Consider the following 25,337-nt stretch of genomic DNA (forward strand, 5'->3'; position numbering starts at 1 on the left):
GGTGACAAGTGCCGCGTTTGTCCATAGGCTCGACAGATGGACCTTGGACTGCACTACTTCACGTTCACGCACCCGGAGTGGGAGACCACGCTGGCCGACCGCTTCACCGAGACCGCGCAGATCGCCGACGAGGGCGGTGTGAACCTGCTGACGGTGATGGACCACTGGTTCCAGATGCTCCACGCGGGGGGTCCCCACGAGCCGATGCTGGAGGGGTACACCTCGCTGGGCTACCTCGCCGGAGTGACGAAGAACGTCCGGCTGAGCCTGCTGGTCACGGGTGTCACCTACCGGCGTCCCGGCCTGCTGGCCAAGACGGTCTCCACGCTGGACGTGCTCTCGCGCGGCCGCGCGCTGCTGGGGATCGGGGCGGCCTGGTACGACCGGGAGCACGCGGGCCTCGGCGTGCCGTTCCCGCCGACGGCGGAGCGGTTCGAGCGGCTCGAGGAGACCATCCAGATCTGCCGGCAGATGTGGTCGGACGACGACGGACCGTTCGACGGCAAGCACTACCAGCTCGCGGAGACGATCAACCTTCCGCAGCCGCCGCGCGGCACCGTCCCGGTAATGATCGGCGGGGGCGGCGAGCAGAAGACGCTGCGGCTGGTGGCCCAGTACGGGCAGGCGTGCAACCTGTTCGGCGCGCCGGGCGACGAGGCGCTGGAGACGGTCCGGCACAAGCTGGAGGTGCTGCGCGCGCACTGCGACCGCCTCGGCACCGACTACGACGCGATCGAGAAGACGATGCTCTACCAGGGCAACGCGACGGGCGACGTGGACGCGTTCCTGACGGACATGGAGCGGTACGCGGCGCTGGGCATCACCCTTGTCGCCCTGATGCCGACGCCGTACGAGAACCCGGTGCCCTGGGCGACCAGCCTGGCCGAGGACGTCGTGCCCCGGCTGAACCAGGTCTGACCCTCAGGCGCCGCGGACCGCGGCGAGCGCGGTGTCGAGGAGCTCGCGCAGGTCGTCCCGTCCGTTCTCGGCCGCCCACGCGGTGAAGGCGGCGTCGAACACGGTAAGGGTGGACGTGATCAGGGCGGTCGCGACGAGCTTCGGGTGCGGGATGTCGCCGAGGCGCGCGAGGGTCCCCGGGAGGAGAAGCTCGACCCAGACGCGCTGCTTCTCGATGTGCCGGGCGCGCAGGGACGGCGTGCTGAGCATGACCGTGGAGATCCCTACCGCGGCGGGGTTGGCGCTGACGTGGTCGACGAACGCGTCGAGCGCCCGGACCAGCGCGTCGGGCGCCGGCTCGTCCGCGGGGCGTTGCTCGAGCGCGTCGCGCAGGCTGGCGCCGAACTCGTGGGGGTCGCCGATGACGACGTCCTCCTTCGTGGCGAAGTAGCGGAAGAAGGTGCGCGAGGACATGCCGGCGGCCGCCGCGATCTGGTCGATGGTGGTCGCCTCGAACCCCTGCTCGACGAAGAGCTGCATCGCGACGGCCTTGATCTGGTCGCGCACGGCTCGCCGAGACCGCTCCCGTATGGACTGTCCGCTGCTCATCGGCACACCGTAACGTTCGCGGCGATCTGGGTGTTGACAGGGTGTCCGAACCGCCCCTAATCTCCTCGGTCATACGTAAGAGCAACTCCTGGCAATGCTGCGGGGAACTGCTCATACGTATGAGCAGCAGAAGCATCGATCCACACCTCGACGAAGCGGAAGGGATCTGGCATGGGACACGCACGATCGTTCGGACGGCGCGTTTCAGCGCTGGTCGTTGGACTCACCTTGCTGACCTCGGGCTGCGCGGGCGGCTCGCCGTCCGACGAAGGCGGCGCCGGCGGACGCGACGACACGATGATCTACGGCAAGACGGACGGCGGCACCACGTTCGTCCACAACTACAACGTGGTGGGCCCCGCGATCGACAAGGCACCCAACATGGAGCTGGTCTACGAGCCGCTCATGCGGATCGACTACAGCAACGGCGCGGTGGTGGAGCCCTGGCTCGCGGAGAGCTGGGAGTTCGACGACGCCGGCACCGAGCTGACCGTCCACCTGCGTGACGGCGTAACGTTCTCGGACGGCGAGCCGTTCACTGCCGACGACGCGGTGTTCTCCCTGAACCTGCCCATCGAGCAGCCGGAGTTCTCGATAGCGGGCGTCACCTACGACAAGGCCGACAAGGTCGACGACCTGACGTTCACCGTCACGTTCGCCGAGCCGGCCTTCGCGACCGTGAAGCAGTTCGCCAACATCCTGCTGCCGATGGTGCCCGAGCACATCTGGCGCGACCAGGACCTCAACACCTGGACCAACCCGGAGCCGGTCGGCACCGGCCCGTTCACCCTCGCGGAGTTCAAGCCCCAGCAGGTCACGCTGACCGCCCGGGACGACTACTGGGGCGGCGAGCTGCCGATGTCGACCTACAAGATCATCCCCACCAGCGCGGACGCCGCCAAGGCGCAGCTCCTGCGCGGCGACATCGACATCGCGCAGGGCTCGTGGGCCAACGGCGAGCAGGAGTACACGGCCAAGGACCCGGAGCACAACCTCTATCAGCTCTACCCGAACGGCGGCGCGATGTCGGCGATGTTCAACGCCGGCCGGCCCCCGTTCGACGACGTCCACGTCCGGCGCGCCCTGGCCATGACCATGGACCGCTCGGCCATCACCACCACGCTCCAGCGGCCCGGCACCGAGGCCGGCCCCACCGGGCTGAACTCCACGGTCTACGCCGACTGGATCGATCCCGAGCTCGTCGAGCCCTGGCCCGTGGACGCCGAGGGGGCGCTGGCCGAGCTGGCCGACGGCGGCTGGACCGTCGAGGACGGCGCGCTCGTCAAGGACGGCGAGAGCTACCGGCCCACCATCCTGTTCAACAACGACTGGGCGTGGGGCAGCTACGCCGACATCCTCATCAACGGCTGGCGCGACACCCTCGGCGTCGAGGTCAAGCCCGCCGGGCAGCCCACCGCGGGCTACTACGACGCGATGAACCTAGGGGACTTCGACATCACCGCGGCGTCGACGGGCGGCGCCGGCGTCTACGGCGTGTACAACTTCCTGGACAGCGACTTCGTGGTGCCAGTTGGGGAGAAGGCGACGCTCAACCAGGGCCGCTGGTCCAACGCGGAGGCCGACGAGATCATCACGGCGATGGAGAGCACCGACGACGAGGCCGAGCTCAAGGAGCTGGGCCTGCGGATGCAGGAGCTCGTCGTGGACGAGGTGCCGTTCAGCCCGCTGTACGACAACTTCTACTTCGTCGAGATCAACGCGACCCGCTGGTCGGGCTGGCCCACGCCGGACAACTTCGACCACATCCCGTTCGTCGGGATGGGGCCGGACCTCATCCTCACGCTGCTCTCGCTCGAGCCGGCGGAAGGCTGAGCATGACGACGACGGAGGCGGCCGCCGCGATCCGGGACGGCGGAGCAGCGGGCGGTGCAATGGCGGCCGGCGCAGCGGCGGGCGGCGGGCCGGGGCGCGGGGTGCCCGGTGCTGTGCGGGCGGTGCGGCGCTGGGGGTTCCTGCTGCGCAGGCTCGGCTTCTACGCCGCGGCCGCGGCGGCCGCGATAGTGCTCAACTTCCTGCTGCCGCGACTGATGCCGGGCGACCCGTCGTCGGCCATCGTCGAGGAGCTGCAGCGGGTCAGCGGGCAGCAGGTGCCGCCGGAGACCCTGGAGAGCATCCGGGGAATCTTCGGCGACCCGGACCAGAACCTCGGCCAGCAGTTCGTCCAGTACCTCGGGCAGCTCGCGCGGTTCGACCTGGGCGTCTCCGTCGTCAACTTTCCCGTGCCGGTGAGCGAGCTCGTCCTGGAGGCGCTGCCGTGGACCCTGCTGCTGGTCGGGACCACCACCGTGCTGGCGTTCGTGCTCGGCACCGGCCTCGGCGTGATCGCCGGCTGGAAGGCCGGCAGCCGGCTCGACTCGATCCTCACGCCGCTGACGGCGTTCCTGTCGTCAGTGCCGTACTTCTGGGTCGCGCTGCTGGCCCTGTGGGTGTTCGGGTTCGTGCTCGGCTGGTTCCCCCTGTCCGGCGGCTACGACGCCAACCTCGCCGAGGGGTTCAACCTGCCGTTCCTCGCCTCCGTGCTGCACTACGGCGCGCTGCCCGCCGCGACCATCGTGTTCTCGGCGTTCGGCGGGTGGCTGCTGGGCATGCGGAACATGACGGTGACCACCGTCCGCGAGGACTACGTGCTGCTCGCCCAGGCCAAGGGCCTGTCCCGGGGCCGCGTCATCCTGCGTTACGCGGCGCGCAACGCGATGCTGCCGAGCTTCACCGGCTTCGCGATGGCGCTCGGCGGCGTGATCGGCGGGGCGCTCCTGACCGAGACGGTGTTCAGCTATCCCGGCATCGGCTACCTGCTGTTCGAGTCCCTCAACAAGCGCGACTACCCGATGATGCAGGGGGTCTTCCTCATCGTGACGCTCGCGACGCTCCTGGCCAACCTCCTGGCCGACTCCCTGTACGTGGTGCTCGACCCGCGCATCCGGGAAGCGGGGTGAGTGCCGTGCGCAGAGACCTGCTCAGAGGCTGGAAGGTCCGCGCGGGCCTGTCCGTGCTCGCCTTCTTCGTGCTCCTGGCCCTGTTCGGGCCGTGGCTCACCGCCAGCGTTCCCGGCCTCGACCCCCGGGCCAACGACCTGACCGCCATCGGCCTGCCGCCGAGCGCCGAGCACTGGCTCGGCACCACCCAGTTCGGCCAGGACGTGCTGGCCCAGACCATCGAGGGCACCCGCGGGTCGCTGTTCGTCGGGTTCCTGTCGGCCGTCATCGGCACGGCGCTCGCGATCCTGGTGGGGCTGCCGGCCGGGTACTTCGGCGGACGTACCGACTCCTGGCTGAACTTCCTGTCCAACCTGTTCATCGTCATGCCGGTGCTGCCGCTCATCCTCATCGTCGCCGGCTACATGCAGGGCACGGGGCTGTGGGTGATCGCGCTGATCATCGGCTTCTTCGGCTGGTCGGGTGGTGCCCGCACCATCCGCGCGCAGGCCATGAGCGTGAGCAACCGGGACTTCGTGCTGGCGATGCGCACCCTCGGCGAGCCGCACCACCGGCTGCTCTTCCACGAGGTGCTGCCGCACCTCACCGGGTGGATCGCCGCGATGTTCCTGCAGGGCGTGATCGGCGGGGTGATGGCCGAGGCGGGCCTCGCCTTCCTCGGGATCTCCGACTCCGGCGCGATCAGCTGGGGCACCATGATCCAGGCGGCCCAGCAGCAGAGCGCGGTGCTGCGCGGGATGTGGTGGTGGTTCGTCCCGCCGGGGCTGTGCATCGCCCTGGTCGCGACGGCGGCGACGCTCGTGAACTTCGGCGTCGACGAGCTGTCCAACCCGAAGCTGCGTACGGTGCGGCGCTCCGTGGTGCGCCGCACCCGGGATCGTGCCGGTAGCGCCGGTAGCGCCGGTAGCGCCGACCGTGCCGGTAGCACCGACCGTGCCGACGGCGTCGTCGGCCAGAGCCCCGTGGGGAGTGATGCCTGATGGTCACCCAGATCGTGCGCGACGCGGACCGGACCGGCACGGGCCGGACCGGCATCAACCTGACCGGCGCGCGCAGCGTGTCCGGCGACGTCCTGGAGGTCACCGGCCTGGGCGTGGAGTACGTGACCGACGGCGACCCGGTGCGGGCCTGCGCGGAAGTCACCTTCACGCTGCGCCGCGGGGAGATCCTCGGCGTGGCGGGCGAGTCGGGTTCCGGGAAGTCGACCCTGATCACGGCCCTGACCCGCCTGCAGCGGCCGCCCGCGGTCACCACCGCCGGGAGCATCGTGTTCCATCCGCGCGACGGCGGACCCGCCGTCGACCTGGTCGCCGCGAGCCCGAAGGAGCTGCGGGCCCTGCGCTGGACCTCGCTGTCCATCGTGCTGCAGAGCGCCATGGACGCGCTCAACCCCGTGATGCGGCTCGGCGCCCAGTTCGCCGACGCGCTGCGCACCCACGACCGGTCCCTGAGCCGGGACGCCGCGTGGGCGCGCGCCGCGGAGCTGCTGGCCACGGTCGGCATCTCGGGGGACCGAGTGCGCAGCTACCCCCACGAGCTGTCCGGCGGGATGCGACAGCGGGCCAGCATTGCGCTGGCGCTCGCCTGCCGGCCCGAGCTGGTGGTGATGGACGAGCCGACGACGGCGGTCGACGTCGTCATGCAGCGGCAGATCCTCGCCCAGGTGCTGCGGCTGCGCCGAGAGCTGGGGTTCGCCGTCGTCTTCGTGACGCACGACCTGTCGCTCCTGCTGGAGCTTGCCGACCGGATCGCCATCATGTACGCCGGGCGGGTCGTGGAGCTCGGTACCGCCGACGAGATCTACGACGACCCGCGCCACCCCTACACCCGCGGGCTGCGCGACTCGTTCCCGCCGCTGCGGGCGCCCCTGCGCCGGCTGACCGGGATCCCGGGCACGCCGCCCGACCTGCGCCGGCCGCCGTCGGGCTGCCCGTTCCACCCGCGGTGCGCGCTCCGGTTCGAGGGGTGCGACACGCACCTCCCGGAGCTGGTCGACGCCGGTGGGCACGCCGTCGCCTGCCGGCTGTACGACGCGGCCGACGGCGGCATGGCCGACGTCGGGCTGCCGGCCCGGACCGCAGACGGGACCGAAGGCCGGGCCGAACGCCGGATCGAAGACGGGATCGAACGCCGGGCCGAACACCGGACCGAAGGAGGAGCACGATGACCACCACTCCCGCACCGTCCGCCCCCGGCACGCCCGCGCCGGACGCGCCGGTGCTGGAGGCAGTGGACGTCACCAAGCACTTCACGGTGCGGTCCGCCGTCGGCACACGCTCGGTGGTGCGCGCCGTGGAGGGCGCGACGCTCTCCCTGCCGCGCGGCCGGGTCGTGGCGCTGGTGGGGGAGTCCGGCAGCGGCAAGACGACGCTCGCGCGCCTGCTCGCGGGGTTCTACGCCCCTACCAGCGGCGAGATCCGCCTGGAGGGCGTGCCGGTGCGGCAGCGCCGGGGGCGCGTCGAGCGCGGCCACCACCGGGACGTGCAGCTCGTCTTCCAGGACCCGTTCGGCTCCCTGAACCCGCTGCACCGGGTGCGGCACAACATCGAGCGGCCTCTGAGGCTGCACCACGGTGTGCGCGGCAAGGCCGAGCTCGACCGGCGGGTGCGGGAGCTGCTGGAGCGTGTCGCCCTGACGCCCGTTGAGCAGTTCGTGGACAAGTTCCCGCACGAGCTGTCCGGCGGGCAGCGGCAGCGGGTCGTCATCGCCCGCGCCCTGGCCGTTGAGCCCAAGGTGCTGCTCGGCGACGAGCCCATCTCGATGCTCGACGTGTCGATCCGCCTGGAGATGCTCAACCTGCTGGACCGGCTGCGCACCGAGGACGGGCTCGCCCTGCTCTACATCACGCACGACATCGCCAGCGCCCGCTACCTGTGCGACGACATAGTGGTGATGTACGCCGGGGAGATGGTCGAGGGCGGGCCGAAGGAGCACGTCATCGCCGACCCTCAGCACCCGTACACCCGACTGCTCGTGGAGTCCTCGCCCGACCCCGGCCGGGGCGCGCGGGACCGCGAGGCGCTGTTCGACGCCGACGCGGACAGCCTGGGCGAGCCGCCCAGCCTGATCGACCCGCCGGCCGGCTGCCGGTTCCATCCCCGCTGTCCGTTCGCCATGGACGTGTGCCGCACGCAGGCGCCGGAGCGCATCAACCTCGGCGACGGCCGCTGGGCCCGCTGCTGGCTGCACCAGGAGGGCCGGGCCGGCGAGCTCGCCCGCCCCGGGGCGGGCGTCGAGCCCGTCGCGCCAGGTGCGCTCGCGGAGCCTGCCGCCGCCCCGACCGCCACCCGCACCACCCAGGAGACCCAGTGACCACCACCCCGCGCCGCGCCCGGGCGCCCCGCCAGTCCGACGTCGCCCGGCTGGCCGGCGTCTCGCAGTCCGCCGTGTCCCGCGTGATCGGCGGCGACACCGACGCCGCCCGCATCCCGGAGAGCACCCGCCGGCGCATCCAGGAGGCGATCAAGGAGCTGGGCTACGTGCCCAACCCGACGGCGCGCAAGCTCCGCACCGGCCGCAACCGCATGCTCGGCGTGCACACGTTCGAGGCCGTGTTCCCGCGGGCGCGCGAGGACTTCTACTTCGAGTTCCTCCTCGGCATCGAGGAGCGGGCCGAGGAGATCGACCACGACCTGGTGCTGTTCACCTCCACGGGCGGCAGCGACGGGCGCCGCCGCGTCTACCGCGACGGCGTGAACCGCCTCAACGTGGCCGACGGCGCGGTGCTGCTCGGCGTCGCCGCCGACCGCGCGGAGCTGGCCCGGCTGGAGGCCGACGGCTACCCGTTCGTGCACATCGGACGGCGTGAGGTGCCGGGCACGCGCATCACGTGCATAGTGCCCGACTACGAGTCGGCCGCCGCCGCGATCGTCGACCACCTGGCCGACCTCGGGCACCAGCGGATCGGCTACCTGCGCACCGGAATCGAGGAGGAGTCGTACGCCGACCGGCAGCGCGGCTACGAGTCCGCCGTCGCGCGGCGCGGCCTGCGGGACGTCTCGCCCAGCGACCCGGGCTCGGCCGCGGCCGACGGCGGCGGGCTCGACCCCGCCTGGCTCGACGCCGTTGCCGACGGCGCGGTCACCGCCGTGATCGCCGACGCCGAGTGGCTGGCGCACCCGCTCGCCGAGCAGCTCGCCGCGCGCGGGCTCGAGGTGCCGCGCGACGTGTCCGTCGCCGTGCTGGAGGGTGTGGGTCCCGACGCGCCGGTGCGCTGGGACTGCCTGCAGATCCCGCGCCGCGAGGTGGGCCGGCTCGCCATCGACACGCTCGTCGACATGCTCGACGAGCCCGGACGGCCCGTTGCGGACGTGCTCGTGCCGTGCGTCGTCGTCCCGGGCGAGACCGTCGCCGCTCCGCCGGGCGGCAGACGCGGCGCATGAGGGCCGCGCGCACGGCAGCTGCACGCACGAGGGGTCCGCGCACGGGGGTTGCACGCACTAGGGCAGCGCGCACGAAGGCCACACACACGAGGTCCCCGCGCACGGGGGTTGCACGCACGAAGGCCACACACACGAGGGGGAGCACCGCATGAGCGAGCGCAAGACGGACGTGCTGGTCGTGGGCGGCGGGCTGGGCGGCGTCGCCGCCGCGCTGACGGCGGCCCGGCTGGGCCGCCGCGTGGTCCTCACGGAACCCACCGACTGGCTCGGCGGCCAGCTCACCGCCCAGGCGGTGCCGCCCGACGAGCACACCTGGATCGAGGACGGCTACGCCCCGCCCGGGTACGCCGAGCTGCGCCAACGCGTGCGCGACTACTACCGGCGCAACTACCCGCTGACGCCGCGCGCCGCCGCCGACCCCCTGCTCGACCCCGGCCTCGGCATCGTCAGCCGCATGTGCCACGAGCCGCGCGTGGCCGCCGCCGTCCTGGAGGAGATGCTCGCCCCGTGGCGCGCCGGCGGGCAGATCGACCTGCTGCTGTGCCACGACGCGGTCGCCGCCCACACCTCCGGCGACGAGGTCGACGCCGTCACCGTCCGCGACCTGCGCACCGGCGCCGAGACAACCGTCTGGGCCGACTACGTGGTGGACGCCACCGAGCTCGGCGACCTGCTGGAGCTCGCCGGCGTCGAGCACGTCATCGGCGCCGAGGGCCGCGACGAGACCGGCGAGCCGCATGCCCCCGCAGTCGCCGACTCCCTGGACCAGCAGGCCGTGTCCTGGTGCTTCGCCCTGGAGCACCGCCCCGGCGAGGACCACACCGTCGACCGCCCCTCGGGCTACGACCACTGGCGTACCGCCGTCGCCCCGTTCTGGCCGGGGCCGCAGCTCTCCTTCGACGACGTCGTGCCCACCACCCTGGAGCAGCGCACCTGGCGCCTCTTCGAACCCGACCACGCCCACCGCGCACCCTTCCCCCTGTGGACGTTCCGCCGCGTCCTGGCCCGCGAGAACTTCGCCGACGGCGCCATGGCCGACGTCACCATCGTGAACTGGCCCCAGATCGACTACTGGGCGGCGCCCCTGCTCGGCCCCGGCGTCGACGACGCGGCCCGCGCTGCGGCGCTCGCGGGTGCCCGCGACCTCTCGTACTCGTTCCTGCACTGGCTGCAGACGGAGGCGCCCCGGCCCGACGGCGGTACGGGGTACCCGGGGCTGCGGCTGCGGCCGGACATCACCGGGACGCCGGACGGCCTGGCCAAGACCCCGTACATCCGCGAGGCCCGCCGCATCCGGGCGGAGCTGACCGTCACCGAGCAGCACGTGGGCGTGCTGGCCCGGCCGGCCGGCGCCGGGAGCGAGATCTTCCCTGACGCCGTGGGCCTGGGCCGGTACCGGATCGACCTGCACCCCAGCACGGCCGGGCGCAGCTACGTCGACATCGAGGCGTACCCGTTCCAGGTGCCGCTCGGCGCCCTCGTCCCGGTGCGGGTGGAGAACCTGCTGCCCGCGGGCAAGAACATCGGCACCACGCACGTCACCAACGGCTGCTACCGCCTGCACCCCGTGGAGTGGGGGATCGGCGAGGCGGTCGGCGCGCTCGTCGCGTTCTGCCTCGACCGTGGCCTGCCGCCGCGCAAGGTGCGCAGCGACCCCGCCCGCCTGGCCGACTACCAGCGGCTGCTGAGCGACACGCTCGGCATCACGCTCGCCTGGCCCGACGACATCCGCACCCACCGCGACTGAGTCACCCACCGCGACCGAGGAGGTGGTCCCACCCGGCTGACCTGTTCCACCACGGAGCTCGACCGCTCGTTCAACGAAGAACGGAGAACCATCGTGCTGCGCAACATTCCCTTCCGGGGCCGCGCGCCCCTGTCCACCACCGCCGTACCCGCCGTCTCCCGCCCTCCCGCGCGCCCGCCGCGGCGGCACGCGATCGCCGCCTCGGCGCTCGCGCTGGTCGTGGCGGGCCTGGGCCTCGCGGTCCCGGCGGCGGGCGCCGCCGACGTCGGCCAGGCCGCCGTCAGTCCGGGTGCCGTCGATTCGGGTGCCGTCGGCCGGGGTGCCGTCGGCCGGGGTGCCGAGGCGGTCCAGGCCGACGAGGCCGCGCCCGCAGCCGTGTCCCGGCTCGGCACCTCCGGCAACAAGATCGTGAACGCCGCCGGCAGCCCCGTGCAGCTGCGCGGCGTGTCCGTGCTCGCGCCGCGGCACAACGCCGAGTGCCCCGAGTGCAACCCCCGGCCGATCTCGGACGTGATCGACATGACCGTCTCGGACGGCTGGCAGTCCGACGTCGTGCGCCTGCCCGTCACCGTCTGGGGGTCGCTCAGCGTCGAGGACAACGTGGCCCAGTACGTGGACCCCTACGTGCAGCAGGCCGTCGACCTGGGCATCTACATCATCGTGGACCTGCACTACGTGTCCGACTACGGCTCCACCGGGGTGCCGCAGTCGACGGTGGCGGAGTTTTGGGACTACGTGGCGCCGCTGTATGCCGACGTGCCGAACGTCATCTACGAGGTGTTCAACGAGCCGATCGCGCCCGCGAGCTGGGCGTCCTGGAAGTCGTACATCCAGCCGGTCGTGAACGACATCCGGGCGGTCGCGCCCGAGACGCTGCTGCTGATGGGCGGCCCGCAGTGGAGCACGTACGTCAACCAGGCGGCGGCCGACCCGATCGCCGGGAACGACATCGCCTACGTCTACCACCTGTACCCCAACCAGGGGGACGCCACGGCGGCGAACCTCGACGCCAAGTTCGGCAACGCGGCCCAGCAGATCCCGGTGATCCTCACCGAGTTCGGCTGGAACCCGCCCGGCGAGTTCTCCGACCCGGTGGTCACGCAGGGCACGACGTCCGGCTGGGGCATCCCGCTGCGCCAGTACCTCGACGCCCGCCCGCACATCAGCTGGACGGCGTGGCTCTTCGACAACTACTGGAAGCCGCAGATGTTCGACCACGACTGGAACCTGCTCGGCGGCGAGCACCAGGGCGAGATGATCAAGGCGTGGCTCGCCGAGCAGCCGTACGCGTCCCCGTGCGCGGACCACGCGGCGATCGGCGCGACGGCGGTCGCTTCGTCGGCCTACAGCGCCACGAGCGGTGCGGCCAAGGCCGTGGACGGCGACTGCACCAACGCCGGGCGCTGGCTGTCCGCCGTCGGCGACACCACGCCCACCCTGACGATCACGCTCGACGCGCCGACCGTGGTCGACCAGGTCGACGTGTACAGCGGGTTCGTCGGCGGGGGCACGGTCAACGTGCTGCGCGACTTCACGGTCGAGGTGCACACCTCGGCCGGGTGGCAGCAGGCCGGGTCCTTCCAGGACAACACGCTCGGCCTGGTCAGCGCGCCGGGGCCCGCGGCGGCCGTCGACCAGGTGCGGCTCGTCATCACGGACCCGTCGAACTACACCCCGGACGTCGCCCGGGTCTTCGAGGTGGCCGTCCGGGCGTCCTGACGCAACCCCCGCCCGCACTCGGCGGGTCAGGCGTACGGGTCACGCGAGTGACCCGTACGCCTGACCCGGGTCCTTGACCTGGGTCCCTGATCGGGTCCGTGGTCGGGTCCGTGGTCGGGTCAGCGCCCGCGGCTTGTCGAGGACGCCGACGCCGGCCGCGAGCCGGTCGCCGGCACGACCGGCCGCCGAAGCATCCGGCGGTGCCTTCCGCCCCGGTGCCCGGTGGCGACGAGGTGCTGGCCCAGGTCGCGGAGCATCCAGGACTCCTCCCGGACGTCGATGAACGCACGGATGCACTCGGCGCAGCCGTCCAGGTGGGCCTCGAGGCGGCGCCGGCGGTGGGGGAGGAGGCGCCCGCTGAGGTAGTCGTGCAGGGCAGCGCGGGTGGAGCGGCAGTCGGGTGGGTTCGTGCCGCGGCGGCGGCCGCGCGCGGGGGCGGGCACGACGGCGCGGGTGGTTGCGTCGGCGACGGCGGACCTGTCGGCGGTGCTGGTGACGGCGGCAGCGGTTGCGTCGGCAGCGCCCGCGACCGCCAGGCCTGCCAGCGCGGAGCGCAGCATGGCGACGGCGGCCCGGCGGCCGGCGTCGAGCTCGCCGTCCCGCAGGTCACCTGTGGTCGTCACGCGAACCTGCCCCCTCTGCGCATAGTGTCCGGTTCGACCGATCGCGTAATCCTGTCAGCACGAGTCAGCAGTTGCAGAAACTCATGCGTGATATCGGATCCTGCCAGGCCGACGGCGCGGGGGCGAAGAGCGACCGTCTGGCTTATCGGCTCACTGCGGCCGACGGCGGGGTGGCGGCCGACGGCGGCGTCTCGGGCGCGTTCGCCGGCCAGCCGCGGGCGAGCAGCAGCACGCCCAGCGTGACCTCGAAGAGGCCGCCGGGGATCGCGAGCGCGATGCCGGCCCCGGCGACTGCCGGCTCCAGAGGAAGACAGCCAGGAAGAGCGCGCCGACGAGTCGGCCGGCCTGACGGTGGGACATGGGTCGACATCTCGCAGGGCGGGCACGGGAAAAGTGTCGGGTCGAACTCGTTGCTGCGAGAATTAAAGCAATCGGCCGCCGGTCGCGGCAGGGCTTTTTCCGCGACGAATTCTTTTGAATTGCGTGCATTTTGACCTGCCTGGCCCGCCGCCATTCACCAAAAGGACCGCCTCCCGGGCAGGGGCGGTCACTGGGCGGCTCCCGTCCCCAGAACGGGAGCCACCATGCGCAACGTATCACCAGGAAATCGGCCGCCGACGGCCGCGGCGCACAGAACCACCCGAAATACCGCCAAATGCACAGGATGATTTCGAATGGAGAATACCTGGCCGTCCAGCGCGCTTTATTATCCCCCTTATGCGTACTGTCGGGCGCATTCACAGACTGTGATTGCGCCCCCGCGATACGGGGGATTTAGGGGGCTTCTATGAGAAGCCGAAAAGTCCAGCACTCCGGGCCGTCCACGCGGTCGTCTTCACGTCTACGTGCCGCCGTGGGCGCGGCGCTCGCCCTGATCGGCTCGATCGCGCTCCTGTTCGCAACACAACCGGCCTCGGCGATCGGTACCGCCGTACCGCTGGGCACGGCAGCTTCCTACTCGGTCCTGGGCGGTCAGACCGTCACCAACACGGGGCCCTCGGTCCTCAGTGGCGACCTCGGTGTCAGCCCGGGATCCGCGATCACGGGCTTCCCGCCCGGCATCGCCCTCGGCACCACCCATGCGGCGGACGCCCAGGCGCTCCAGGCGCAGAGCGACCTCACCATCGCCTACAACGATGCCGCCGGGCAAGCGCCCGACTCCAGCATCGCGGGCGACCTGGGCGGCCTCACCCTCACGCCGGGCGTCTACAACGCGTCCAGCTCGATCGGGCTCACCGGGACGCTTACCCTCGACGCCGAGGGTGACCCCGACGCGGTCTTCGTGTTCCAGGTCGGCTCGACGCTGACCACCGCGAGCGCGAGCACCGTCGCGCTCCTGAACGACGCGCAGGCCTGCAACGTGTTCTGGCAGATCGGCAGCTCCGCCACCCTGGGCACCGGCACCACGTTCGTCGGGACGATCATGGCGCTGACCTCGATCAGTGTGACTACGGGGACCACCGTGGACGGGCGTGCCCTGGCGCGCAACGGCTCGGTCACCCTCGACACCAACGTCTTCACCAGCAGCGCCTGCGTGACCGCTCCGCCGACCGACAACCCGACGGACAACCCGACCGACAACCCGACGGACAACCCGACCGACACGCCGCCCGGCGATGACGACGGCACCCCGCCTGGCGACGACGACGGGACCCCGCCCGACGACGACGACGGGACCCCGCCGGGCGACGACGACGGGATCGGCGGCGGTGGTGGATCACCAGGGGACGGCACGCCGGACACGCTGGCCGTCACCGGCCCGTCGGTCAACGCGCCGCTGCTCGTGGCCGCGGTCGTGACGATCCTCCTTGGTGCCGGCCTCATCACCACCAGCATCCGGATGCACCGCACCAAGACCTGACCCGACTCGTCGCGGTGACCCGGGCCGGGTCACCGCGACGGATCGCAGGTCCGCTCGAAACCAGGTTGTCGGACTACCGGCAAGTGTTGGCGTGCTTCACCAGTCCAGCTCGACGGCGGGCAGCCCGAGCCGTTCGCGTACCCAGGGCGCCCCGGGCGGGTACCGCACGACCTCCCTGACGAGGTCTTCGTGGCCGGGCTCGGTGAACCACTCGGGTTCGTCCGCCGCGAAGGACCACTTGGGGTCCTTGTCCCAGTAGCCGAGCTCGAGCTCGCCGTCCTGTGCCGAGCAGCGCACCACCGAGGGGAGCCCGGCCTCGACGTCGTGGAGCGCCAGCCTGATCCGCCGCAACGCCGCCGCCTCGGGAAAGTCGGGCAGCAGCCGCGACTCGTGCCGTCCGTCCGTTCTTTCGCCGTCCGCTCCTTTGCCGCCGGCGCCCGCGGGCAGCTGCTCCAGGACGACCTCCTCGTGATCACCGACCGCGCGCAGGGCGACGCTCGTCCTCCGGTCGCCCGCGGGTGCCAGGGTGGCGACGGCCCGGGCGACGTCGTCGGCCAGCATGCCAAGGAAGACCGGGTCCAGCGGGCCCGAGCTGTCGCGAACTCCCTCGTAGATCCAGCGGGTGGCGCGCTCGTCGGGAGCGAGGGGAAAGGAGGCGGTGAAGCCGACGACGCTGACGCGGGCGGAGTCGACCCATCGCGTGTACCTGACGGGCGAGTACTTGATGAGCCATCGCCCGACGGCGGTGCTCGGGCCGATCGTGAAGGCGATGGACAGCATCGCGGCGCCGACCAGGCTCGCGACCAGCGTCACGACCAGGATCGTCAGCACCGCGACGAGGAGGCCGGCCAGGAACGCCGGTAGCCCCCACTCCTCGCGCAGGAACTCCCAGACGGGGTCCACGACCAGGCTCCGGAAGCGCTCCAGGAGGGCGGCCAGGTAGCCGGCCGTCCCGGCGGCGACGGCCGCGACGACGATGGCGGACGCCCGGCGCCACAGACCCGGTCCGCGCAGGTCGTCGACCGCGGTGACGAACCCGGCAAGGTGCTGCCCCAGCTGCGCCATGACCACGAGAACCATCGACAGCGCGACGAGCGCGGCCGCGAGCGGCTGGATGGCCGCCGAGCCCGAGTTCCAGGTGATGAACCAGGCGGCGGTGCCGGCGACACCGACGCGCAGCAGCCAGCAGACCCGCACGAGCAGGCGACCGAACCGCGCCACACCAGGCCGACGGCGGCCGGCCAGCGCGGGGTAGGGCTTGGCGGCCGGTGCGGACACCAGGGTGATGATCGCGACCGCGGCGGCGATGATCGCGCACAGGGTGACGCGGAGGTCCCTCGACTCGTCGACGAACACGAGCGCGATGCTCGCCCCCGCGGCCGCCAGGCCTGCGAGCAGGGCGATCAGGCCCAGGAGTGCGGGAACTCGACGTTGCCGAAGACTCATCTGTACCCCTCTACGCGTGCGACTCCGATGCAGCGTAGAGGGGTCGAGCGCGTGTCGGTAGGCCGGGGGGCACGACGCCGGCGCCAGAGGCGCACGCCGGCCCGTCGGCAGCACAATTGCGGAACAGGGGCCTGGCCGTGATCGGTGCCGGAGCGGTCAGAGCGAACCGCCGGCCGCCCGCGGCGCGGCCGCCGACTCGCCGGCGTCGCCGATCGTCTCGCGCGCGACGTAGTTCTCCAGGTCGAACAGGTTGTCGCCCGCGCGCGTGGCGACGGTGACGAGCGTCGTCGCGGCGGCGACCTCCTCGACCTGCTCCTCGAGGAACCACATCAGGAACTGCTCGCCCAGCGCGTCGCCCTCCTCGCGCGCCGCGCGGAAGATCGCCTCGATCTGCCGGGTGACCTGCTGCTCCTGGTCGAGCGCGAGCTGGAGCGGCTCGAGCACGTTCGCGAAGTCGTTGCGGACGTCGGGGGTGCCGGGGATCTTCACGGGCAGCGACCGGTCGAGGTGGTACTGGACGATCATCATCCCGTGGTTGCGCTCCTCGAGCGCCTGCCGGTAGAAGTGCGCCGCGAGCTGCGGAAGGTCGTGGCTGTCGAACCAGACCGCGATCGCCACGTACTGCAGGTGCGCCGCCAGCTCGTGGCCCACCTGCTCGCCGAGCAGCCGCAGGTACTGAGAGTTTTCCGCCGTCGTCGTCATGCGCCCCACGCTAATGTCGCGCGCTCGGCTCGGCGATCGCGACATGCGGGATCGCGCGGGGATCGGGGTTCGGACCTCTCGAAGGCCGCTACCGCGACCCGGGAACGGAGATCTGGACCCGATCCTCGTGGCGGGCTCGGGCGGCCTCGATGTCGGGGACGTGTTGTTCGGCCCAGAGGCGTATGGCGCGCAGCGGGACGAGGAGGGAGCGTCCCAGGGGTGTCAGGGCGTACTCGACACGTGGCGGGTTCTCGGCGTACTCGTGCCTGCTGATCAGGCCGTCGGCCTCGAGGGAGCGGAGGGTCTCGGTCAGGACCTTCGGGGTGATGCCTTGGATGTGCGCCTTGAGGTCGGTGAAGCGGCGAGGGCCGTCGTCGAGGGCGTTGACGACGAACACGGTCCAGCGGGCGCCGATGCGGTGGAGCACGGTCCGGCTCGGACAGGTCGCCGCCATCACGTTGTACGCCTTGCCCATGGGCGCTCCCGGTTCCGTTGTAGATACCGGTATCAATTCCATACCGTGAGGGCCGATCCTACGAGAGGGAGTGGCGAACATGGAACGGATTCTGGTCATCGGCGGCGCACGGGCGCTGGGGGCGGCAGTCGTGCGGCGCGCGGTCAAGGACGGATACGAGGTGGTGATCGGTGCGCGTGATCTGGCTGCCGCCGAGGCGGTGGCGGCCGAGATCGGCGCGACCGCGGTGCGGATCGATCTGCAGGACGAGACGACGATGGCGGCCGCGGCCGCACGGCTCGCGGACGGGATCGACCACATCGTGACGACCGGTTCGGCGCCGCACGACGTCCGGGCCGGCGAGCTGGACCACGCCAAGCTGATCGCCGCGTTCACGGCGAAGGTGATCGGACCGATGCTGGTGGCCAAGCACTTCGTGCCGGTGCTGCGGCCGAACGGGTCGATAGTGCTGTTCTCCGGGGTCGTCGGATGGCGGCCGGGACCGGGCTCGCTGGTCAAGGGGGTGACCAACGGTGCGGTCGAGTACCTCGCCCGCCATCTCGCGGCCGACCTCGCCCCGGTGCGCGTCAACGCCATCTCGCCCGGCGTCGTCGACTCGGGCGCCTGGGACCGGTTGGGCGACGGCAAGGCCGGCCTGCTCAGCAGGAGTGCCGCCGGAACGCTGGTCGGACGGTACGGCGAGCCCGACGACGTCGTCGAAGCGGTGATGTGGCTGCTCCGCGCCGGCTTCATCACCGGCGAGACGGTCCACCTCGAGGGCGGAGCCCGCCACAAGACCGCCTGATGGCTCAGGCGGCTGAGCTCAGGCAGCTGGGCTCAGCCGCGATCCGTGGTGTTCTGGTCGGAGTGCTCGTTGACGGAGGTGGTGGCCGCCCAGCTGCTCAGCATGGTGAGCGCGTCGCGTGAGGGCGATCCGGGCTCGGCCGTGTAGGCGAGCAGGAGGAGTCCGCGGTCCGAGGTGAGGTTCATCGCTTCGTAGCTCAGGTCGAGGTCGCCGACGACGGGGTGGTGGATGATCTTGATCCCGGTGCGATGCTCGCGGACGTCGTGCGATGCCCACAGGGTACGGAAGGCGTCGCTGCGGGTGGAGAGCTCGCCGACCAGGTCGCTGAGGACGCGGTCGTGCGGGGTCCGGCCGGCCTCGGTGCGCAGCAGCGCGACGGTCTGCTGGGCCGCATCGTCCCAGTCGCGGTAGAAGTCCTGGGCGCGCGGGTCGAGGAAGACGTACCGGATGAAGTTCGGCGTCTGCTGGGGCTGCTCGAACATCTGCGAGAACACTGCTCGGCCGAGCGTGTTGACGGCGATGATGTCGAGCCGGCCGTTCTGCACCAGGGCGGGCACGTTGTCCATCGCGTCGAGCAGCTGCTGCACGCCAGGCCGGACCTGCTGTGTCCTGGCCCGTGGGCGACGACGACGCGGGTGGGCGCCCTTGTTCGCGGCACGCACGAGGTCGTACAGGTGGGAGCGCTCGGCGTCGTCGAGCTTGAGGGCGCGGCTGATGCCTTCGAGAACCGCCTCGGAGACGCCCGTGGCGTTCCCGCGCTCCAGTCGCACGTAGTACTCGACGCTCATTCCCGCGACCAGGGCGACCTCTTCGCGGCGCAGGCCCGGGACCCGTCGCCGCCCGCCGAAATCGGGCAGGCCGACCTGTCCGGGCGTGAGCCTGGCCCGTCTGGTGGTCAGGAACTCGCGGATGTCGTTCCGGGTGTCCATGACTCGAACGTACGTCACCGGCCCCGATCAAGGGGGTCACTGGCATTAACCCTATAGAGGGGGACTCCCTGGCACGCGGAAAGCGATCTTTGCTGGAGCCATGAAGAAGGCACACCTCGGAGACCTGGACGTCTCCCGCATCGGCCTCGGCGCGATGACCATGGCAGGCACGTACACCAGCGAAGGCACGCTGGACAACGCGGAGTCGATCCGCACCATCCACCGCGCCCTCGACCTCGGGGTCACCCACATCGACACGGCCGAGATCTACGGCCCGTTCCTGAGCGAGGAGATCGTCGGCGAGGCCGTAAAGGGCCGCCGCGACGACGTCGTCATAGCTACGAAGTTCGGCTTGGTGTCCCATTCCGGCGGCGGCCCGGGTGTCATCGACAGCAGCGCCGCCAACGTGAGGGCCGCCGTCGAGGGCTCGCTCCAGCGCCTCGGCACCGACCACATCGATCTCTACTACCAGCACCGGGTCGACCGGAACACCCCGATCGAGGAGACCGCCGGAGCGGTGGCCGACCTGATCAAGGAGGGCAAGGTTCTCCACTTCGGGCTGTCCGAGGCATCGCCCGAGACGATCCGGCGGGCGCACGCGGTGCAGCCGGTCTCGGCACTGCAGACGGAGTACTCGTTGTGGACGCGGGGCGTGGAGGCGCAGATCCTGCCGCTGCTGCGTGAGCTCGGCATCGGCTTCGTCCCGTACTCGCCGCTCGGCCACGGGCTGCTGACCGGCCAGATCCGCTCGGTGGACGACTTCCCGGACGACGACTGGCGCAAGACAAACCCCCGGTTCACGGGTGAGAACTTCACCCGCAACCTCGCCATCGTCGACACGGTCAGGGAGATCGGCGCAGAGATCGGCGCCACCCCGGCCCAGACCGCCCTGGCGTGGATCCTCACCCGCGGCGACGACATCGCACCGATCCCCGGCACCCGACGTGTCTCGCGGGTCGAGGAGAACACGGCCGCTGACGGCATCGAGCTCACCGCCGACCAGCTCGAGCGCCTGAACAACCTGGAGCCCGCAGCGGGCGAGCGGCACGACGAAGCCAACATGGCCTCGATCGACCGCTGACCCGCCGCCTCACCGCTGACCGGCCGTCGGCAGGGTGAGGATCTCGGCCCCGTCGTCGGTGATGGCGATCGTGTGCTCGCTGTGCGCAGTCCGGCAGCCTGTCGCGCTGCGGAGCGTCCACCCGTCGGCGTCGGTGACGAGCTCGGCGGTGTCGGCCATGACCCAGGGCTCCAGCGCGAGCAGGAGCCCTGGGCGCAGCCGGTAGCCACGGCCCGGCCGTCCGGTGTTCGGGATGTGCGGGTCCTGGTGCATGGTCGATCCGATGCCGTGCCCCCCGAACTCGGTGTTGATCGGGTACCCCGCCGCGCTGAGGACCGAGCCGATGGCATGGGAGATGTCGCCGATGCGGGCCCCAGGGCGGGCGGCGGCTGTCCCCGCGCTCAGTGCGCGCTCGGTGGCGCTGATCATCGCGTCGCTCTCCGCGGTCCCTGCGCCGCCGACGACGAAGCTGATGGCGGAGTCCGCGGCGACTCCGCCGAGGGAGACGGCGAGGTCGAGGGTCAGCAGGTCGCCGTCGGCGAGCGGGTAGTCGTGCGGCATCCCGTGGAGGACGGCGTCGTTGACCGCCGTGCAGATGTAGTGGCCGAACGGCCCGCGGCCGAAGGGCGGCGCGTAGTCGACGTAGCAGGACTGCGCTCCGGCCTCGCCGATCATGGTCCTGGTCCACCGGTCGATGTCCAGGAGGTTCGTGCCGGCCGTGCTGCGCCCCTTCAGGGTCTGCAGGATGTCGGCGACCAGGGCGCCCGTGTCCCTCGCTCGGGCCAGCTCGGTGGGGTTCAGGATCTCGATCATGCGGCGCCTCTCTCAGCATCCAATAACTATCCCGGCAATGTTATACCGGTACTAGTATCGGGGGCATGGTCAGATTGCCGCTCACCCCCGCAGAGGTCGAGCGCGGACAGCGCCTCGGTGCGCTGCTGCGTCGCGCCAGGGGAGAACGCTCGATGCTCGAGACCGCGCTCGACGCACGCGTCTCGCCCGAGACCCTCCGGAAGATCGAGACGGGGCGCGTCGCGACCCCCGCGTTCCCGACCATCGCCGCGATCGCCGATGTCCTCGGGCTCTCCCTCGATGCGGTGTGGGCGGAGATCAACCAGCCCGAACGTGGCGTCGAGCCGACCGGCTCCGCTCACCGGGCACGCGAGCGGCTGGCCTCGTAGGTCTCGGTCTCGAGAGGCGCACGTGCCGCCTTGCCTCACGGCCGCATTCGCGGCAGAGTCTCCTGTGACGCACCTCACGACGGGGTGAGGCGCGTCGCCCAGGAGGTGTTCCATGACGACCACCGAGTTCGCGGCGCTCCGCCGCTCGATCGAGCAGCTGCGCCAGAGCGTCGCCCACGTGCGCGATGCCTTCGGCGACGGGCCCGAGGTGCGCCGGCTCGTGAACGATCTCGAACGGCTGGAGATCGACGCGACCGAGCTCGCCTCGGCCGAGCCCGTCCGGCAGGTGAGCGTGCTCGAGCACGTCGTCGTGCCCGACACCCCGCTGGACGAGGCGATGTTCAGCGATGCCGACGACGAAGGCCTCGGCGGCTACCACGGCGACCGGTCGTGACGGCGACCGTACGCGACGACCCGCGACGTGTCGGCGCGCGCGGTGTCGACGCTCCCGGGCGTGCAGCGGTCGGGGCGCGAACGCTGCGGACGGACCGGTGGTGGCTGCCGCCGACGGCGACCACGGTCGGCCTGCTGATCTTCCTCGTCTACGGCGGGGTGCGGGCGTTCCAGCAGCAGTACTTCTTCGCGGACGAGCGGTACCTGACGCCGTTCTACTCGCCGTGCGTATCGCTCGGGTGCGCCTCGGAGCCGGGGTCGTCGCACTTCGGGATGTTCCTCCCGGACCACCCGCTCATCCCGTACGCGGCGCTCAGCCTGCCGTTCCTGCTGCTTTTCCGGCTGACCTGCTACTACTACCGCAAGGCGTACTACCGGTCGTTCGTGCTCGCGCCCGTGGCGTGCGCGGTGCCGGAGCCGCACGCGCGGCAGACCGGTGAGACGCGCTTCCCGCTGATCATGCAGAACGCCCACCGGTACTTCTTCTACGTCGCGGTGGTCGTCTCGCTCGTCAACACCTACGACTCGATAGTCGCGTTCCGGCATCCCACCGACGGGTTCGTCGTCGGCGTCGGCAACCTCGTGCTGCTGACGAACGTGGTGCTGCTGTGGTGCTACACGGTCTCGTGCCACTCGTGCCGGCACGTGATGGGTGGCCGGCTCACGCACTTCTCGAAGCATCCGGTGCGGTACTGGCTCTGGACCAAGATCTCCGCGCTGAACACGCGGCACATGCTCTTCGCGTGGGTCACGCTGGCGTCGCTCATCCTGACCGACCTGTACGTGGCGCTCGTCGCCAGCGGGACAATCACCGACTTCCGACTCGTCGGATAAGACTCATCGAACAGGGGGCCCGGTCTTGACCGAGACCGAACGGCACGACTACGACGTCCTTGTCATCGGTGCGGGCGGCGCCGGGCTGCGGGCCGCGATCGAGGCGCGCGAACGCGGGCTGCGGACGGCGATCGTGTGCAAGTCGCTGTTCGGCAAGGCGCACACCGTCATGGCCGAGGGCGGGTGCGCCGCGGCGATGGGCAACGTCAACGACAACGACTCGTGGCAGGTGCACTTTCGCGACACCATGCGCGGCGGGAAGTTCCTGAACAACTGGCGGATGGCGGAGCTGCACGCACGAGAGGCGCCGGACCGGGTCTGGGAGCTGGAGACGTACGGCGCGCTGTTCGACCGCACCAAGGACGGCCGGATCAGCCAGCGCAACTTCGGCGGGCACACCTACCCGCGGCTCGCGCACGTCGGCGACCGGACCGGGCTGGAGCTGATCCGCACCATGCAGCAGCGCATCGTGGCGCTGCAGCAGGAGGACTACGCGGCCGCCGGCGACTACGAGGCGCGGTTGCGCGTGTTCGCCGAGTGCACGGTCACGGAGCTGCTGACCGGCGACGACGGCGCGATCGCCGGGGCGTTCGGGTACTGGCGGGAGTCGGGTCGGTTCGTGGTGTTCTCCGCCCCCGCCGTCGTGCTCGCCACGGGCGGGATCGGGAAGTCCTTCAAGGTGACGTCCAACTCGTGGGAGTACACGGGCGACGGGCACGCGCTGGCGATGCGCGCGGGCGCCGACCTCATCGACATGGAGTTCGTGCAGTTCCACCCGACGGGCATGGTCTGGCCGCCCAGCGTCAAGGGCATCCTCGTGACCGAGGGCGTGCGGGGCGACGGCGGCGTGCTCAAGAACTCCGACGGCGACCGGTTCATGTTCGGGTACGTCCCGGACGTGTTCAAGGGGCAGTACGCCCAGACCGAGGACGAGGCGGACAGCTGGTACGCGGACCAGGACGCCAACCGCCGCACCCCTGACCTCCTGCCGCGCGACGAGGTCGCCCGGGCCATCAACACGGAGGTGAAGGAGGGCCGCGGCTCTCCGCACGGGGGCGTGTTCCTCGACATCGCGAGCCGCCTGCCCGCCGACGAGATCCGGCGCCGCCTGCCGTCGATGTACCACCAGTTCAAGGAACTGGCCGACGTCGACATCACGGCGGAGCCGATGGAGGTCGGCCCGACGTGCCACTACGTGATGGGCGGGATCGGCGTCGACCCGGACACCGGGCAGTCCAACGTGCCGGGCCTGTTCGCCGCGGGGGAGTGCTCCGGCGGGATGCACGGCTCGAACCGCCTCGGCGGCAACTCCCTGTCTGACCTGCTGGTGTTCGGCCGCCGCGCCGGGCTGGGCGCCGCCGACTACGTCACCGGCCTGGAACGCCGTCCCGCGGTCCGGGAGGTCGACGTCGACGCGGCGGCGCGGATGGCGCTCGCGCCGTTCGACCCCGTGGGTGGTCAGGGCGGGTCAGGGAGCGGTGCCGTCGGCGAGAACCCGTACACGCTGCACGCCGAGCTGCAGCAGGTGATGAACGATCTGGTCGGCATCATCCGGACGGCGTCGGAGATGACCGCAGCGCTCGGCCGTCTCGCGGAGCTGCGCGCGCGGCTGCGCGGCGTCGTCGTCGAGGGCCACCGGCAGTACAACCCGGGCTGGCACCTGGCGCTGGACCTGCGGAACATGCTCATGGTCAGCGAGGCCGTCGCGTCGTCGGCCCTGCTGCGCACCGAGAGCCGGGGCGGGCACACGCGCGAGGACCACCCGGTGCTCGACCCGGAGTGGCGCCACCGGGTGCTGCGGTCCCGGTGCCCGCGTATCCCGGGGGACGATCCAGTGGTGCCGCACGTCGCCGTCGAACCGGCCGAGCGCGTCCCGATGCGCGCGGACCTGCTCGCGCTGTTCGACCTGACCGAGCTGGAGAAGTACTACACGGCCGCCGAGCTGACGGCGCATCCCCAGGGAGGGACCGTATGAGCTACCCGGGTCAGTTCCGCGTCTGGCGTGGGGACGCGGACGGCGGCGCGCTGGTGGACTTCGAGGTGGAGGTCAACGAGGGCGAGGTGGTGCTCGACGTCCTGCACCGGCTGCAGGCCACACAGACGCCCGATCTAGCGGTGCGGTGGAACTGCAAGGCGGGCAAGTGCGGGTCGTGCTCGGCGGAGATCAACGGCAGGCCGCGCCTGCTGTGCATGACGCGGATGTCCGTGTTCGAGCAGTCCGAGGTGGTGACCATCACGCCCATGCGGACGTTCCCGGTGATCCGCGACCTGGTCACGGACGTGTCGTTCAACTACGCGAAGGCGCGCGAGATCCCGTCGTTCACGCCGCCGGCCGACCTGGCGCCGGGCGACTACCGGATGGCGCAGGCCGACGTCGAGCGCTCGCAGGAGTTCCGCAAGTGCATCGAGTGCTTCCTGTGCCAGGACACGTGCCACGTGGTGCGTGACCACGAGGAGAACAAGGAGTCGTTCGCCGGGCCGCGGTTCCTCATGCGCATCGCGGAGCTGGAGATGCACCCGCTCGACGTCGCGGACCGGGTGCCCGCCGCGCAGGAGGAGCACGGGCTGGGCCGGTGCAACATCACGAAGTGCTGCACCGAGGTGTGCCCGGAGGGGATCAAGATCACCGACAACGCGCTCATCCCGATGAAGGAGCGCGTGGCGGACCAGCGCTACGACCCGCTGGTGTGGCTGGGCCGGACGATCTCGCGGCGCCGCGGCTGAGCGTCGTTCATGCG

At 71.3% G+C, this 25,337-nt stretch carries 25 protein-coding genes; 17 read left to right on the forward strand and 8 right to left on the reverse strand.

From position 1 onward, the window contains the following. Positions 1–36 precede the first annotated feature (36 nt). Complete coding sequence (locus tag C8K30_RS20670; protein WP_108494797.1) at positions 37–918, forward strand: LLM class F420-dependent oxidoreductase; 882 nt, start codon at positions 37–39, stop codon at positions 916–918. A gap of 3 nt (positions 919–921) precedes the next feature. On the opposite strand, the gene C8K30_RS20675 is transcribed toward C8K30_RS20670, so the two are convergent. After that, complete coding sequence (locus tag C8K30_RS20675; RefSeq protein ID WP_108494798.1) at positions 922–1,506, reverse strand: TetR family transcriptional regulator; 585 nt, start codon at positions 1,504–1,506, stop codon at positions 922–924. A gap of 171 nt (positions 1,507–1,677) precedes the next feature. Here C8K30_RS20675 and C8K30_RS20680 point away from each other — a divergent pair, with 171 nt between their 5' ends. The 8 genes from C8K30_RS20680 (at position 1,678) to C8K30_RS20715 (ending at position 12,311) form a co-directional block, all read left to right on the forward strand. Beyond that, complete coding sequence (locus C8K30_RS20680; protein ID WP_233257317.1) at positions 1,678–3,339, forward strand: ABC transporter substrate-binding protein; 1,662 nt, start codon at positions 1,678–1,680, stop codon at positions 3,337–3,339. A gap of 2 nt (positions 3,340–3,341) precedes the next feature. Next, entirely contained in the window at positions 3,342–4,463 is a 1,122-nt protein-coding gene (locus C8K30_RS20685) for an ABC transporter permease (RefSeq protein WP_233257318.1), read from the forward strand. 5 nt (positions 4,464–4,468) lie between these two features. Beyond that, the gene (locus C8K30_RS20690; RefSeq protein ID WP_233257319.1) at positions 4,469–5,443 is read left to right on the forward strand and encodes an ABC transporter permease; all 975 of its coding nucleotides are present in this window, start codon (positions 4,469–4,471) and stop codon (positions 5,441–5,443) included. Next, the gene (locus C8K30_RS20695) at positions 5,443–6,630 is read left to right on the forward strand and encodes an ABC transporter ATP-binding protein (protein ID WP_108494800.1); all 1,188 of its coding nucleotides are present in this window, start codon (positions 5,443–5,445) and stop codon (positions 6,628–6,630) included. Before C8K30_RS20690 ends, C8K30_RS20695 begins: the two co-directional genes overlap by 1 nt. After that, on the forward strand, positions 6,627–7,775 hold the full coding sequence (locus C8K30_RS20700) for an ABC transporter ATP-binding protein (protein ID WP_233257320.1): 1,149 nt from the start codon (positions 6,627–6,629) through the stop codon (positions 7,773–7,775). Before C8K30_RS20695 ends, C8K30_RS20700 begins: the two co-directional genes overlap by 4 nt. Beyond that, a complete protein-coding gene (locus tag C8K30_RS20705) occupies positions 7,772–8,845 on the forward strand; it encodes a LacI family DNA-binding transcriptional regulator (RefSeq protein ID WP_108494801.1) in 1,074 nt (357 codons plus the stop codon). The genes C8K30_RS20700 and C8K30_RS20705 overlap by 4 nt, the downstream gene beginning before the upstream one ends. A gap of 148 nt (positions 8,846–8,993) precedes the next feature. Further along, positions 8,994–10,592, forward strand: coding sequence for an FAD-dependent oxidoreductase (locus C8K30_RS20710; RefSeq protein ID WP_108494802.1), 1,599 nt, complete (start codon positions 8,994–8,996; stop codon positions 10,590–10,592). 93 nt (positions 10,593–10,685) lie between these two features. Beyond that, positions 10,686–12,311: a cellulase family glycosylhydrolase gene (locus tag C8K30_RS20715; protein ID WP_108494803.1), complete on the forward strand. Its 1,626-nt coding sequence runs from the start codon at positions 10,686–10,688 to the stop codon at positions 12,309–12,311. 119 nt (positions 12,312–12,430) lie between these two features. Here the strand turns inward: C8K30_RS20715 and C8K30_RS20720 are convergent, their stop codons facing one another. Both C8K30_RS20720 and C8K30_RS30430 read right to left on the reverse strand, forming a co-directional pair. After that, complete coding sequence (locus tag C8K30_RS20720) at positions 12,431–12,934, reverse strand: zf-HC2 domain-containing protein (protein ID WP_108494804.1); 504 nt, start codon at positions 12,932–12,934, stop codon at positions 12,431–12,433. A 142-nt stretch (positions 12,935–13,076) separates the two neighbouring features. After that, positions 13,077–13,304 (reverse strand): hypothetical protein, encoded by a 228-nt coding sequence (locus C8K30_RS30430; RefSeq protein ID WP_146197544.1) that lies wholly within the window; start codon positions 13,302–13,304, stop codon positions 13,077–13,079. A 483-nt stretch (positions 13,305–13,787) separates the two neighbouring features. Between C8K30_RS30430 and C8K30_RS20725 the strand changes: the two genes are divergently transcribed. Further along, positions 13,788–14,795: an ice-binding family protein gene (locus tag C8K30_RS20725; protein ID WP_233257321.1), complete on the forward strand. Its 1,008-nt coding sequence runs from the start codon at positions 13,788–13,790 to the stop codon at positions 14,793–14,795. A 96-nt stretch (positions 14,796–14,891) separates the two neighbouring features. Here the strand turns inward: C8K30_RS20725 and C8K30_RS20730 are convergent, their stop codons facing one another. From C8K30_RS20730 to C8K30_RS20740, 3 genes are all read right to left on the reverse strand, one after another. Beyond that, the gene (locus tag C8K30_RS20730; protein ID WP_108494806.1) at positions 14,892–16,241 is read right to left on the reverse strand and encodes a hypothetical protein; all 1,350 of its coding nucleotides are present in this window, start codon (positions 16,239–16,241) and stop codon (positions 14,892–14,894) included. Between the two features lie 156 nt (positions 16,242–16,397). Beyond that, complete coding sequence (locus tag C8K30_RS20735) at positions 16,398–16,943, reverse strand: ferritin (protein ID WP_108494807.1); 546 nt, start codon at positions 16,941–16,943, stop codon at positions 16,398–16,400. Between the two features lie 88 nt (positions 16,944–17,031). Next, positions 17,032–17,418, reverse strand: a complete 387-nt coding sequence (locus C8K30_RS20740; protein WP_108494808.1) for a helix-turn-helix domain-containing protein — start codon at positions 17,416–17,418, stop codon at positions 17,032–17,034. 79 nt (positions 17,419–17,497) lie between these two features. Between C8K30_RS20740 and C8K30_RS20745 the strand changes: the two genes are divergently transcribed. Continuing rightward, the gene (locus tag C8K30_RS20745; protein WP_199230606.1) at positions 17,498–18,202 is read left to right on the forward strand and encodes an SDR family oxidoreductase; all 705 of its coding nucleotides are present in this window, start codon (positions 17,498–17,500) and stop codon (positions 18,200–18,202) included. Positions 18,203–18,234: 32 nt separating this feature from the next. Here the strand turns inward: C8K30_RS20745 and C8K30_RS20750 are convergent, their stop codons facing one another. Beyond that, entirely contained in the window at positions 18,235–19,131 is an 897-nt protein-coding gene (locus tag C8K30_RS20750; protein WP_108494810.1) for a helix-turn-helix transcriptional regulator, read from the reverse strand. A gap of 100 nt (positions 19,132–19,231) precedes the next feature. On the opposite strand from C8K30_RS20750, the gene C8K30_RS20755 reads away from it, so the two are divergent. Beyond that, the gene (locus C8K30_RS20755) at positions 19,232–20,212 is read left to right on the forward strand and encodes an aldo/keto reductase (RefSeq protein WP_108494811.1); all 981 of its coding nucleotides are present in this window, start codon (positions 19,232–19,234) and stop codon (positions 20,210–20,212) included. Between the two features lie 9 nt (positions 20,213–20,221). Here the strand turns inward: C8K30_RS20755 and map are convergent, their stop codons facing one another. Then, positions 20,222–21,004: a type I methionyl aminopeptidase gene (gene map, locus C8K30_RS20760; protein WP_108494812.1), complete on the reverse strand. Its 783-nt coding sequence runs from the start codon at positions 21,002–21,004 to the stop codon at positions 20,222–20,224. A gap of 65 nt (positions 21,005–21,069) precedes the next feature. Between map and C8K30_RS20765 the strand changes: the two genes are divergently transcribed. The 5 genes from C8K30_RS20765 (at position 21,070) to C8K30_RS20785 (ending at position 25,323) form a co-directional block, all read left to right on the forward strand. Continuing rightward, positions 21,070–21,372 carry a helix-turn-helix domain-containing protein gene (locus C8K30_RS20765; protein WP_108494813.1) on the forward strand — a complete coding sequence of 101 codons (303 nt, stop codon included), beginning with the start codon at positions 21,070–21,072 and terminating at the stop codon, positions 21,370–21,372. A gap of 112 nt (positions 21,373–21,484) precedes the next feature. After that, the gene (locus C8K30_RS20770) at positions 21,485–21,766 is read left to right on the forward strand and encodes a hypothetical protein (protein WP_108494814.1); all 282 of its coding nucleotides are present in this window, start codon (positions 21,485–21,487) and stop codon (positions 21,764–21,766) included. Further along, positions 21,763–22,599 (forward strand): hypothetical protein, encoded by an 837-nt coding sequence (locus tag C8K30_RS20775; RefSeq protein ID WP_108494815.1) that lies wholly within the window; start codon positions 21,763–21,765, stop codon positions 22,597–22,599. Before C8K30_RS20770 ends, C8K30_RS20775 begins: the two co-directional genes overlap by 4 nt. A 25-nt stretch (positions 22,600–22,624) precedes the next feature. Next, positions 22,625–24,574, forward strand: a complete 1,950-nt coding sequence (locus C8K30_RS20780) for a fumarate reductase/succinate dehydrogenase flavoprotein subunit (RefSeq protein ID WP_108494816.1) — start codon at positions 22,625–22,627, stop codon at positions 24,572–24,574. Next, positions 24,571–25,323, forward strand: coding sequence for a succinate dehydrogenase/fumarate reductase iron-sulfur subunit (locus tag C8K30_RS20785; protein ID WP_108494817.1), 753 nt, complete (start codon positions 24,571–24,573; stop codon positions 25,321–25,323). The genes C8K30_RS20780 and C8K30_RS20785 overlap by 4 nt, the downstream gene beginning before the upstream one ends. Positions 25,324–25,337: the final 14 nt, after the last annotated feature.

Origin of the sequence: Promicromonospora sp. AC04 (genome assembly GCF_003058225.1) — a bacterium.
Classification (GTDB): Bacteria; Actinomycetota; Actinomycetes; order Actinomycetales; family Cellulomonadaceae; genus Promicromonospora.